Source organism: Pseudarthrobacter sp. RHLT1-30-1, assembly GCF_059383415.1.
Genome location: NZ_JBWZCG010000023.1, coordinates 17,164 through 29,297 on the forward strand (window position 1 = coordinate 17,164; position 12,134 = coordinate 29,297).

The 12,134-nt window shown below is 60.4% G+C and carries 12 protein-coding genes; 7 read left to right on the top strand and 5 right to left on the bottom strand.

What is annotated here, in order from left to right; all coding sequences use genetic code 11:
* Nucleotides 1–375: 375 nt before the first annotated feature.
* The 4 genes from nrdH to nrdF all read left to right on the top strand — a co-directional run bounded on the left by nrdH (nucleotide 376) and on the right by nrdF (nucleotide 4,363).
* Nucleotides 376–621, top strand: a complete 246-nt coding sequence (nrdH, locus tag AC50YM_RS15555) for a glutaredoxin-like protein NrdH (RefSeq protein WP_069951997.1) — start codon at nucleotides 376–378, stop codon at nucleotides 619–621.
* 42 nt (nucleotides 622–663) lie between these two features.
* Nucleotides 664–1,134 (top strand): class Ib ribonucleoside-diphosphate reductase assembly flavoprotein NrdI, encoded by a 471-nt coding sequence (gene nrdI / locus AC50YM_RS15560; protein ID WP_494957858.1) that lies wholly within the window; start codon nucleotides 664–666, stop codon nucleotides 1,132–1,134.
* A 38-nt stretch (nucleotides 1,135–1,172) separates the two neighbouring features.
* Entirely contained in the window at nucleotides 1,173–3,293 is a 2,121-nt protein-coding gene (nrdE, locus tag AC50YM_RS15565) for a class 1b ribonucleoside-diphosphate reductase subunit alpha (protein WP_494957906.1), read from the top strand.
* A 95-nt stretch (nucleotides 3,294–3,388) separates the two neighbouring features.
* Nucleotides 3,389–4,363, top strand: a complete 975-nt coding sequence (nrdF, locus tag AC50YM_RS15570) for a class 1b ribonucleoside-diphosphate reductase subunit beta (RefSeq protein ID WP_024368367.1) — start codon at nucleotides 3,389–3,391, stop codon at nucleotides 4,361–4,363.
* 204 nt (nucleotides 4,364–4,567) lie between these two features.
* Here nrdF and AC50YM_RS15575 read toward each other — a convergent pair whose 3' ends face one another.
* From AC50YM_RS15575 to AC50YM_RS15585, 3 genes are all read right to left on the bottom strand, one after another.
* Nucleotides 4,568–5,407, bottom strand: a complete 840-nt coding sequence (locus AC50YM_RS15575) for a hypothetical protein (RefSeq protein WP_494957859.1) — start codon at nucleotides 5,405–5,407, stop codon at nucleotides 4,568–4,570.
* Between the two features lie 711 nt (nucleotides 5,408–6,118).
* The gene (locus AC50YM_RS15580) at nucleotides 6,119–6,295 is read right to left on the bottom strand and encodes a CsbD family protein (protein ID WP_069951468.1); all 177 of its coding nucleotides are present in this window, start codon (nucleotides 6,293–6,295) and stop codon (nucleotides 6,119–6,121) included.
* 351 nt (nucleotides 6,296–6,646) lie between these two features.
* Complete coding sequence (locus AC50YM_RS15585) at nucleotides 6,647–6,832, bottom strand: hypothetical protein (RefSeq protein ID WP_083266519.1); 186 nt, start codon at nucleotides 6,830–6,832, stop codon at nucleotides 6,647–6,649.
* Nucleotides 6,833–7,885: 1,053 nt separating this feature from the next.
* Between AC50YM_RS15585 and AC50YM_RS15590 the strand changes: the two genes are divergently transcribed.
* Nucleotides 7,886–8,284: a DUF898 family protein gene (locus tag AC50YM_RS15590; protein WP_494957860.1), complete on the top strand. Its 399-nt coding sequence runs from the start codon at nucleotides 7,886–7,888 to the stop codon at nucleotides 8,282–8,284.
* 207 nt (nucleotides 8,285–8,491) lie between these two features.
* Nucleotides 8,492–9,358 carry an 8-oxoguanine DNA glycosylase OGG fold protein gene (locus AC50YM_RS15595; protein WP_494957861.1) on the top strand — a complete coding sequence of 289 codons (867 nt, stop codon included), beginning with the start codon at nucleotides 8,492–8,494 and terminating at the stop codon, nucleotides 9,356–9,358.
* Nucleotides 9,359–9,606: 248 nt separating this feature from the next.
* Here the strand turns inward: AC50YM_RS15595 and AC50YM_RS15600 are convergent, their stop codons facing one another.
* The gene (locus AC50YM_RS15600) at nucleotides 9,607–10,632 is read right to left on the bottom strand and encodes a restriction endonuclease (RefSeq protein ID WP_494957862.1); all 1,026 of its coding nucleotides are present in this window, start codon (nucleotides 10,630–10,632) and stop codon (nucleotides 9,607–9,609) included.
* Between the two features lie 129 nt (nucleotides 10,633–10,761).
* Here AC50YM_RS15600 and AC50YM_RS15605 point away from each other — a divergent pair, with 129 nt between their 5' ends.
* Complete coding sequence (locus AC50YM_RS15605; protein ID WP_494957863.1) at nucleotides 10,762–11,577, top strand: endonuclease/exonuclease/phosphatase family protein; 816 nt, start codon at nucleotides 10,762–10,764, stop codon at nucleotides 11,575–11,577.
* On the opposite strand, the gene AC50YM_RS15610 is transcribed toward AC50YM_RS15605, so the two are convergent.
* Nucleotides 11,574–12,059 carry a DUF3841 domain-containing protein gene (locus AC50YM_RS15610; protein WP_494957864.1) on the bottom strand — a complete coding sequence of 162 codons (486 nt, stop codon included), beginning with the start codon at nucleotides 12,057–12,059 and terminating at the stop codon, nucleotides 11,574–11,576. The genes AC50YM_RS15605 and AC50YM_RS15610 overlap by 4 nt on opposite strands.
* Nucleotides 12,060–12,134 lie beyond the last annotated feature (75 nt).

Below are 12,134 nucleotides of genomic sequence, written 5' to 3' on the forward strand. Positions count from 1 at the left end.
CCACAGCCTGTGGATTTCGTCCGCTTAAACAGCGGAACTACGGACATTTTGAAGCACCCTGCCTGTGGACTGTCGGTGCATTAAATGACATACTTGTAATACATCATCTTGGGGTCCACATCGGGCTCTTGCACTACATGTAGTATCGACATACAGTTCCAGCGGAGCAGCAATGCTCGCCAGGCAAGGCCAGTAACGGATGAGGATTCCTGTCCCGGATCGGCCCGCCCGGACTACTGGCACCAGAGGCTTACAAGGGGGGCTCCGCAGGGGGCCCGGCACCAAAGACGCACCAGAGACTCAGCTCAAATGCAGTGGCTATCTCGCAGTAAAAACGACGCAGTACCAAAGACTTCAACAAAGGGGACAGGGACCATGACCGTTACGGTTTACACGAAGCCGGCCTGTGTTCAGTGCAACGCGACATACCGCGCGCTGGACAAGAAGGGCATCACCTACCAGAGCGTCGACATCTCGCAGGATGCGGATGCCCTCGAGCGCCTGAAGGCCCTGGGTTACATGCAGGCCCCGGTAGTCGTCACGGACCAGGACCACTGGTCAGGGTTCCGCCCGGACAAGATCGAAGAGCTGGCGCAGGCTGTCGCCGTCGCCGTAGCCTGAACCGCTTCGCACGAAATCACGTCAGATGAGGTGAGGAACTCCATGGCATTGGCAACAGCCGATACGCCGCTGGCAGCAGACACCGTGCACACCACCAGCAGCCACCTCATCTACTTCTCCTCCACGTCGGAGAACACCGCACGCTTCGTGAAGAAGCTGGGCATCGACGCGGCACGGATTCCCCTCCACATGAAGGAACCCGCGCTCGTGGCCACCGAGCCCTTCGTGCTGGTGCTTCCCACCTACGGCGGCACCGGGGGAGAGGGATCCGTTCCTAAGCAGGTCATCCGCTTCCTGAACGATCCCCGCAACCGGAAGCAGATCCGGGGAGTGATCGGGGCGGGCAACACAAACTTTGGGGACAACTACTGCATGGCCGGCGACATCATCGCCGCGAAATGCCAGGTCCCGCATTTATATCGTTTCGAACTCATGGGGACGCCGGAAGACGTCAGCCGAGTACAACAAGGATTGGAAGAATTTTGGACACGACTGTCGCAAGAACAGAAGTAGCCGTCGAGAAGCACACCGTCCCGGGTGAGAAGCCGGCGATGCCGGCTGCCTTCCAGGGCCTGGGCTACCACGAGCTCAACGCCATGCTGAACCTCTACGGCCCGAACGGGGAGATCCAGTTCGACGCCGACCGCGAGGCCGCGCACCAGTACTTCCTGCAGCACGTGAACAACAACACCGTGTTCTTCCATGATCTTGAGGAAAAGCTCGACTACCTCGTCAAGAACGACTACTACGAGCGCGAAACCCTCGACCAGTACACGATGAACTTCATCCGCGATCTCTACAACCGCGCGTACAAGAAGAAGTTCCGCTTCGAGACCTTCCTCGGCGCGTTCAAGTTCTACACCTCCTACACGCTGAAGACGTTCGACGGGAAGCGCTTCCTGGAGCGCTACGAGGACCGCGTCTGCATGGTGGCCCTGCACCTGGCCCGCGGCGACGAGCAGCTCGCCACCCAGATGGTCGATGAGATCATCGAGGGCCGCTTCCAGCCGGCCACCCCGACGTTCCTGAACGCCGGCAAGAAGCAGCGCGGCGAACTCGTCTCCTGCTTCCTGCTCCGCATCGAAGACAACATGGAGTCGATCGGCCGGTCCATCAACTCCGCGCTGCAGCTGTCCAAGCGCGGCGGCGGGGTGGCGTTTGCGCTGACCAACATCCGCGAGGTCGGCGCGCCGATCAAGCAGATCGAGAACCAGTCCTCCGGCGTCATCCCCGTGATGAAGCTCCTCGAGGACAGCTTCTCCTATGCCAATCAGCTCGGTGCCCGCCAGGGTGCCGGCGCGGTGTACCTGCACGCCCACCACCCGGACATCTACCGCTTCCTGGACACCAAGCGCGAGAACGCGGACGAGAAGATCCGCATCAAGACCCTCTCGCTCGGCGTCGTGATCCCGGACATCACCTTCGAGCTGGCCAAGAAGGACGAGGACATGTACCTGTTCTCGCCGTACGACGTCGAACGCGTCTACGGGATGCCGTTCTCCGACGTCTCGGTCACCGAGAAGTATTACGAGATGGTGGACGATTCCCGGATCAAGAAGACCAAGATCAAGGCGCGCGAATTCTTCCAGACCCTCGCCGAGATCCAGTTCGAATCCGGCTACCCGTACATCATGTTCGAGGACACCGTGAACCGGGAAAACCCGATCGACGGCAAGATCATCATGTCCAACCTGTGCTCCGAGATCCTCCAGGTGTCCCAGCCCACGACGTACCACGATGACCTGTCCTACGACCAGACCGGCAAGGACATCTCCTGCAACCTGGGTTCGCTGAACATCGCCAAGGCCATGGACTCACCGGACTTCGGCCTGACCATCGAGACGGCCATCCGCGCGCTCTCGGCCGTCTCGGACATGTCCAACATCACCTCGGTTCCCTCGATCGCCCGCGGCAATGACCAGAGCCACGCCATCGGCCTCGGCCAGATGAACCTGCACGGCTACCTTGCCCGCGAGCGGGTGCACTACGGCTCCGAAGAAGGCATCGACTTCACCAACATCTACTTCTACTCGGTGGTGTACCACGCGGTCCGCGCCTCCAACCGGCTGTCCATCCAGACCGGCCAGACCTTCGGCGGCTTCGAGAAGTCCAAGTACGCCTCGGGCGAGTTCTTCGACAAATACACCAACCAGGAATGGGTCCCGCAGACTGCCAAGGTTGCCGAGCTGTTCAAGAACATCCACATCCCCACCCAGGATGACTGGCGCGAGCTGAAGGCCTCCGTCATGGAGCACGGCATCTACAACCAGAACCTGCAGGCCGTCCCGCCGACGGGCTCGATCAGTTACATCAACAACTCCACCTCCTCGATCCACCCGGTGGCGTCCAAGATCGAGATCCGCAAGGAAGGCAAGCTGGGCCGTGTGTACTACCCGGCGCCGTACCTGACGAACGACAACCTGGAGTACTACCAGGACGCGTACGAGATCGGCTACGAGAAGGTCATCGACACCTACGCCGCCGCCACCCAGCACGTGGATCAGGGCCTGTCCCTGACGCTGTTCTTCAAGGACACCGCCACCACGCGCGACATCAACAAGGCCCAGATCTATGCCTGGAAGAAGGGCATCAAGACCATCTACTACATCCGTCTCCGCCAGCTCGCGCTGGAAGGGACTGAGGTAGACGGCTGCGTCAGCTGCATGTTGTAACCGATATCGGTTGATTTTGCTTCAGTACGACGACGGGCGTCCGCCCGCCGTCGTACGCTTTAACTTGAGAACGAACCCAACTTTTAGGGGATAACATGACCGAGAAGGTCAAGCTGCTTAGCCACGTTGAAGCCATTAACTGGAACCGCATCCAGGACGACAAGGACGTGGACGTCTGGAACCGCCTGGTCAACAACTTCTGGTTGCCGGAGAAGATCCCGCTGTCCAACGACGTGCAGTCGTGGGCGACGCTGACCCCGGACGAGCAGCAGCTCACCATGCGCGTTTTCACCGGACTGACCCTGCTGGACACCATCCAGGGCACCGTCGGCGCCGTCTCGCTGATTCCGGACGCGATCACCCCGCATGAAGAGGCTGTCTACACGAACATCGCCTTCATGGAGTCCGTGCACGCCAAGAGTTACTCCTCCATCTTCTCCACGCTGGCCTCCACCAAGGAGATCGACGAGGCATTCCGCTGGTCCACCGAAAACGTGAACCTGCAGAAGAAGGCCCAGATCGTCATGGACTACTACCAGGGCGACGATCCCCTGAAGCGCAAGGTGGCCTCCACCCTGCTGGAGAGCTTCCTGTTCTACTCCGGCTTCTACCTGCCGATGTACTGGTCCTCACGGGCCAAGCTGACGAACACGGCCGACCTGATCCGACTGATCATCCGCGATGAGGCCGTGCACGGCTACTACATCGGCTACAAGTTCCAGAAGGGCCTCGAAGGCCTGTCCGAGGAGCGCAAGCAGGAGATCAAGGACTACACGTTCGAGCTGCTCTTCGAGCTGTACGAAAACGAAGTCCAGTACACGCACGACCTCTACGACTCCGTCGGCCTGGCCGAGGACGTCAAGAAGTTCCTGCACTACAACGCCAACAAGGCGCTGATGAACCTGGGCTACGAGGCCATGTTCCCGGCCTCCGTCACCGACGTGAACCCGGCGATCTTGTCGGCCCTGTCACCTAACGCGGACGAGAACCACGACTTCTTCTCAGGGTCCGGGTCCTCGTACGTGATTGGCAAGGCTGTTAATACTGAGGATGATGACTGGGACTTCTAATCCTCCTCCTCCTCCTGTAGATGGACAACCATTTTGGTCCTTTGGACGCTCTAAATGGTCCTCGGGATTCAGTGCCAGTTCTTCTCGCTCGCGCTCATCCTCCGTGCCGGCAACCGCCGCCATGACCGGACATGGCAGGATAGGGGGCTCGGCACACCGAGGGCCACATGCTCCCGTGGCCCCGTGGAGCTGAGCGCAAACGTGCTATTTGTCGCCGTCGGTTTCGGTGTTCTTCGTGCCGGTGTCGAAGGGCTTGCCTTTGGTCGGCGGCTCGCCCGCGGCGAGACGGTCCGACTCTCGAGCCCCAATAACGGACTGGGCTCCACCGGATCCGGCGTCGGCAGGTGAAGGTCCGGGCGGTACGGCCCCGGCGGCCGCAGATCCGGTCACGGTACGCTGCCCCTCGGTCATGGCGGGGTCATTGAACACCTGCTCGACGGGCGCCTCGCCCGACTTTGCCCGTTCCGGATGCGAGTGATCCCCCTGCGCGTTGGTGCCCGCCTCAGCGATCTCGACCGCTTCTCCCACATCTGCACCGCTGTGGGGGCGATCGGCCAGGACATCGGCACCCGGTGACGGGTGCCCGGCCTGCGGCGCAGCGTCCTGGCCGCCGAGCGGATTCTGGGTCATCGGCTTACCTTTACGCGTATCTGTTCCGGCCTTGCGCACGGGATCCACGGTACCGTCCGCACCGTAGTCACCCTCGGGGTACTGACCGATTTCCGACCCGGCCGTACGTCCCGGGGCTGTCCCGGCGTCGCCATAGTCGGCCGCCACGTAGCGGCCGGATTCCTTGGCCTGGTCTCCCAAGGGTTCGGGCAGACCGCCCTCACTGCCGGCCGCACCGTAATCACCTTCGATGTACTGGCCTTCCTCGTCCTCCGCGTGGCGGCCGCTCTGCACGCCGGCCTTGCCATACCTGCCTTCGACGTACCGGCCTCGGAGCTCCCGTTCTTCTGGTTTCTTTTCCGTGGCCGCCTGATCCGCGGGCACTTCGGATTCGCTGCGGTCTTTCATGATCCTGCCCTCCCGAGACGAACTCATGCGTCTACTCCGGCGCAATTCAAGTCTAGCCAGAGCCACTGCGCCGCGACAGGGGCGGCGGCGTCGGCCGGGACGGCGGCTTTGGCCGTCCGGCTGCAGCGAACTGTGCAGGCGCCTCGACGATCGTGCTTTTGCAGTCTCCGGACCCCTGGAAGTGGCATGCAGGCATATTTCGGCTCCCTGGAGCGGTGTGTATGCCGCGTATCGACTCACTCCGGCGTCGCATCGGTCCGGGAGTCTTCAGACGACGGCGCTGTCGGCTGGCAGGCATGAAAATGCCTGCCGCCTGGTTCTTCCTTCAACATGACATGGCCTGGCCCTCCAGCGTCCTCCCAAGGGGCTCTCCCGCGCCGGGCCGGGCGTCGAAGCATCGAGGCCGACGGCAGCCGGGAGTGTGGCGGAATGTTTGAGCGGTTTACGGACGGTGCGCGGGAGCTTGTGGTGCTTGCCCGGGAGGAGGCGCGCATGCTGAACCGCAATTACATTGGTACCGGATACTTCCTCCTGCTGGGGCTGATCCGCGAGGGCGAGGGAGGGACCAGAGACCCGCAGATGCAGCCCGATGCCCGTCAAACGAACTTATCATTCACAAATGTTGGGACTTGAGAAAACTTCAGGGGCGGGCGGTTTCTCAGTGATCCCTCCTGCTGCCAAGCAGAAGGCAGAGGTGCGGTCCGCCCGCACCGCACCTCTGCCTTCTGGCTGCGTGTCTCAGTGTTTCTTGAAGGCGTCTTTGATTTTTTCGCCGGCCTGCTTCAGGTCCGCTTTGACTTGCTCGCCTTTGCCCTCGGCCTTCAGCCGGTCGTTGCCGGTGGCATCGCCGGCGGCTGCTTTGCCCTTGCCGTGGAGTTTCTCGGCGGCGTTGTGGATCTTGTCACCCAAACCCATGGTCGTTCTCCTTATTTGGCCGCCCCCGCGACGTGAATGCCGTGGAGGCCGACAGTTAATTGTAGGGACGGAACCGTCAAGAGTGGGTGCGATTGGCGATCGGCATATCGGGTGGTTTGGGGCCGGAGTGGGCAGCCGGTGCGGCCCGGAGGTTCAGGCACACGGATTTTGGCACCGTTTCTTCGCTGCAGGCATACGGTTGTAATTTCGGTGCCGAGTGGCAGGTCTTCGTCAGTGCTGAAATGGCACCCGGACACACAGAACAAACGTCATGCACCGCCGCCGCGTCCCGGCAGGCGGTCTTAGCCACGAACGGTGAAAGGCCTGTCAGCAGCCTGGATTTGCGGGGCCCTATGCGATCAAGGTGTGAAGATCGACCCCGAAGAGGGCCACGAGAGGCCACAGGACAATCGCCGCGAGGCCTTCCAGAATGTTGCCGGGAACGTTCCATGCCACGAGATAACCGTGGGTGGCGGCGACCACTACCCCGATGATCAGATACACGATCCCGATCAGACCTATTCCGCGCCTGCCCATTTTGCGCCTGCCAATTCCGCGTATCATCACTCATCTCCCGCTGCGGGGTGTGAATCAAATTATAGTAGCGCCTGGGGCGTTCGGGGAGGCCCGGGCTTCGTCGGGTTTGTTGTTCCGGGGGACGATATGAGGGCTGTCGATCAGGTGCTCGCACAGAACGGGTGTCGCTGGGCCATAATGCCGGTTTGCATACAGTCGGGGTCGAGGAGGAGCTGCTCATCGTGGATCCTGCCGAGGGCGTGCCGCTGCCTTTGGCCGGCGAGCTTCTGGCCTGCTGGCGCGGGCCATGTCGATTTCCAGGGCCAGGCATTCCATCAGGGCGTTTGCGCGTTTCACGATCTCGTGGAGGCCTGGATGCTCTGTGCAGTCACGTGGCCATGGGCAGTGATCCGGGCGAAGCTGGAAACTCCCGAGTGGCACGGCTGGGCTGCCGGGAAAGCTCAAGGGGGAATACCAAGAGGCTGTTCCGGAACCGCGCAGGGAGCATAAAGGACCATTTGGTTTGTCCATGTCCAGGCGCGCAGGGACTGCTGCTTCCGCGGAAATGCGCAGGGGCGAAATGGTCCTCGGGACCAAGTAGCCTGTCCATCTACATCTTCTTCTTCTTCTTCTTTCTTCTTCCGTCCCTGCTGAGCTTATAGAAACCTATAACGACGGCCCCGCACGCTCATGCGTGCGGGGCCGTTGTGCACGATGCTACTAACCTGTTGTGCCCGGAGCTGACGGCGAAAGAACTCCAGCCGTCGCTGGCATGAAGTGCACTACTAAATCCGTGACGCCGTTTCCTTCGAGTAGCAGTGTTGAATTGCCGGATCTTGTGTTCTTCCATCCCAAGAAACGGGAGGGCCTCAGCCCTGGGGGCGAGGCTCCAGATGATGTAGCCATGGTTGGCGCGTCGACCGTGATGATCTCCACCCCGCTGATGCAGGAAGCCGCGCGAATCCAGATTCCGGGGTAACAGAGGCTTGGCGGCCGTGTCCGGGCACGCCCTGTTGCCCCGTGACACTTACAGTTCGACTGTGCACTTTCGCACCATCTACATTGGGGGAATCCTTGAGTATCAACAACGAGAAAATTGCGCCGTATGGGCAGATGCCCGCCGCCGGCCCCGGGACCACGGTGACCGCAGGCGCCGGAACCGTTCCCGGGGTCAAGATCTACCAGTTCAGCGGCGGGGCTGCGTCCTGGTTCGGAACCCAAATCCTGGGCGTTCTGATCACGATCTGCACGATTGGGATCTGCTACCCGTTCGCGGTTGTCCTGGTCGAACGGTGGCGGGCCAAGAACACGTTTCTTCATGGCCGGCAGCTTCTGTTCATCGGCACCGGGTGGGGCATCTTCGGTTTGTGGATCAAGTGGCTGCTGCTGAGCATCATCACATTGGGAATCTACACGTTCTGGGTCTACCCGCGGCTGATGCAGTGGAAGGTCGAGAACACCGTTTACGCGTAGACGGAAAGGCCCTGCACCCTTCGGGGTGCAGGGCTCTTTCGGTGGGTGCCGAAAGCAGATCGGCATGGCAGCAGGTGGAGTCCACGTGCTGCCCAAAGTTGGAGGAACGGAAGCGGCCGTGCAGAGCCATCGACGGGGCGTGCATCACTGCGATGCATTGCCTGCGCAATGATATACAGTCTGGTCGAAAGTGATTCACTGTGCCGTATGGAGACTCCGAAAGCACTGATCGACACGTACACCCGGTGGCAGAAGGCAGGCCGCACTAAACAGTCGCCCTCGCACTGGAAGCCGCAGGCGTGGACGCGGCAGTTGCCGCAATACGCTTCCCTTCTCGAATCAATTCCGAAAAGTCCCATTGGCCGGACAGGCGCTATCCAACTCGTTGGCGACGTTGCTGACGAAGAATCGGCTGTGCGCGTATTCTTGATTGCCATGATCTGGGGGTATGGGCCAGTCGGCTATGGCCCCTATCGTACGAGGCGGGTGCTCGAATCACATGATGCTCCGGCGCGTTTGTTAGAGGTTGCCAAGATTGCCCGATCGCAGGGTGGCCTCGCTGCGTTTGAACACATCCAAAAACGGCGAGCAACGGACAGGGGATACCTCAAGTACCTCGGCCCGGCATTTGGTTCGAAGTACCTGTATTTTCTCACTGCATCCACCCCCACAGTGGCTCCTACTCCGGTGATGGACGCAGTTGTTGCGAGGTGGTTCCGCAAAAACGTCGGCAGTTCCCCGCTGAACGTGATCCCTTGGGATTCTCATAGTTACGGCACGTTCCTTGCCCACCTGGACCACTGGTCGACGTCGCTTGTCGGCGGAGAAGATGAGCCTTTGAACCTCGCCGAAGTTGAGTACCTCATTTTCGCATCCGAAGCCAGTTTCGGACTGAGCACCGAAGGCTCGGAAGAGGGGGAAAAGGCCGAAGCTCGCCTCACCGTGCGCGATCTGGTTGACAGGCTTCGGGCAGTCTTCACCGTGGGACCGGATCCTGACGATGAAGCTGCTCAACTTATCGATGAGCTCGAGAGGGCACTTGAATCGAGACTTCAAGTAGAAGAAGTCGAATAGCCGCTCGCGCTCCCGAGATCGAATGAATCGGCACAACCCGCGGAACAGATTTGGGTTCCCAGCGGAGCGGTGGGTGCGAATCGAGGCGGCTATTCTGGTTCCGCCCATTGGTAGTGCACTACCAATGGGCGCACCATAGTGTCACCAAAATCCCGTCAGTGTCACTGTGAGGTTCAGAGCCCTGCCCGCTGCGACGACGGTGCCTCGGTCAGCAGAACGGCGAACCACTCACCAGTCAGCAGGTTTGTTCAGCGCCCCTCATTCGCGCGGTCAACCACGTAAACCTGGCGAAGGGGGATGCGTGACTGCCATCGGGGTGCCAGCTTCTCATAGTGCGTGAGTGTCAGTTCGACGACGTCTGCACCAGTATGCAGGCGCAGATTCTGCCGTTCCCGCTCATAACCGACGGCGTCTTTGCTGTAGCTGCCCAGACAGACGAAGAGTGCAAGTTCGCCATGCGCCAGGGTGCCGCTCAGACGCTGGACATCGGGGCGCGACTGCTGGGCACTTGTGTGTTTGCACTGGACCTTGATCACTGGCGGTTCGAGGCCGAGGGGGTCTCTGTGCGCAATAACGTCGATCCCGCCGTCAGACGAATACGGAGTGACGCGTGCTTGGTACCCCATAGCCCGAAGCAGGTCGGCTGTGAAGTGCTCAAATTCCTCGTGGGAGAGATCCTGCAGCAGGGTTTTCAGGATGAAGTCGCGGGTGAACTGGTCCAGGCGGGCAGCGCTCGGCTCGGTCTCGATCCATTCGTCGACCGATTCCGGTTCAATCCCCTCGGGTTCGTCCTGAGGTATGTTCTCCGCTCCGGATTCTAGGAATCGTTCGAATACCTGGACGTTTTTCTTGACCTTGAACAAGGTCAGTGCAGAGCCGATCTCATACAACGCCTTCTGCGGGAACAGGCCGCGGGAGACTCCGGTCTTGATCCAGCGGACCGACCGACGGTGCGGGTGCACCGGAGCGTCCTGAAGATATTGGTACTCGCCGGTAATGACACCGAAGTTCAGTGTACTGTCGGCGCGGTAGGGAGCAATGACAACGTCACCCTCCTTCATCTCATAGGCGAAGCGTAGGAGAATTCCGGCCCAGACCGGGATGGCACCAGCCTTTGCTTCGGGATAGGCGTGCTCCAGTGCCTTCTTAAGGAGATCCCGGTCGCCACCGATAGAGCGGATGTCAGGAATGGCATCCCAACCGATGCTGATGAATCCGTGGTCGACCAGTTCGTTCGACAATGCATCGTTGTGGATTCCCCATACTGCGACCACGTCGGCCTCTATCTTTCCTCGCTGCTGAGTTAAATGTGCTCGCTTAGCCTATCGCCGGTGATTGGGCCGCCGGATCTCACGATGACGCGTCGCGCGTCGTGCGAGCGACCGCTTCTGAATGTTGCACCCATGGCAGCATACGTGCCTGCTCCAAGGAGAGGCCGGGAATCCGGGAAACAACAGGACGAACAGCTCTTCCGCAAGCCGCCCAGCTTAACCGCGTTAAACTGGGTGACGCCGACAAATTCCAACAACCGAGCACAAAGGAACCCAGTGCGGATCGTCTCGTGGAACTGTTCCATGGCCTACTACAAGAAACGCCACCTGATCGACGCGCTTCAGCCCGACGTCGTCATTCTTCAAGAAGTTGCGAAGAAAGACATCACTGCTGCTCGGGACCCTTTTGCCGCATGGACGGGCAGTAACCCAAACAAAGGGCTGGGAGTGCTGGGACTCACCAGCGCCCGCTACAAAGTTACTGAAAATGCAGATCCCGGCCTGCCCTGGCATCTCCCATTTTCGGTGGACGGACTTAACATCGTCGCCCTGTGGGCACATCAACTCAATCGCGATCTGAGATATGTGCGCGTGACCCACGAAATTGTCGACCGGCACGCAGCTTTTCTTACTGGCGAAACGGCGTTGCTGATGGGTGACTTCAATAGCAACACGATCTGGGACAGAGTACATCCGGGAAGGAACCACAGCTTGCTGGTCGAAAAGCTAGGTGGTATTGGGCTCAGCAGCGTATACCACCGCGACGGTGGGAAGGACCAAGGGGCGGAGCCGACCAAAACGTACTTCCACACACGGAACCGGAAATTCGGGCATCACATTGACTACGCATTCCTGAGCGATGGGGTGCCAGCGCGTCTCATAGTGGGAGATTCTGAGGACTGGTTGGCACATAGCGACCACATGCCGCTGATCCTCGATATCGCCTAGGTCTCGAGCCTGACAGCTTCCACCACATCCTCGGCGCGCAACTCATGCGTGGTGGCCTGCCAGGTCCCGAAACGGCCATAGTTGCCCGGTTCCAGGATGCTCTTCCAACCCTCCTCGACTTCAATCCTCAGACCTTCCGGCCAATGTGCGATGCTCAGGCCCTGTGATCCTGCTGTCCTGATCCGGTCCTCGAAATCGTCGAACACACGATCCAACCGGGCACCGAAGTCCTCGTCGCTCTCGCCTGGAAGATCCCAGACAAGCGGGCTTGCGTTCAGGACCGAATGCCAGTCGCCAAAATGCGAGAGCAGCACCCGTTCCGGAGGGACCTTGCACGTCAGAAGAATATCTCCCTTGGGTCGCCTGCAGAAGTCAACCAGGTCCTGGCGCCTGATCTTGGCCCAGAACCAGAGCGCACTGTTACCCGTCTTTGCGAGTCTTCTTCCCATCCGCTGGAGCTGCGGCCGAATGGTGTGGAGCAAGAGCCGTTCCCCGGAGAGAGGTCGTAGCCGATGCGGCCCCGGGGAACGGCGTCGACGGGCCGGGCATTTGTGAAA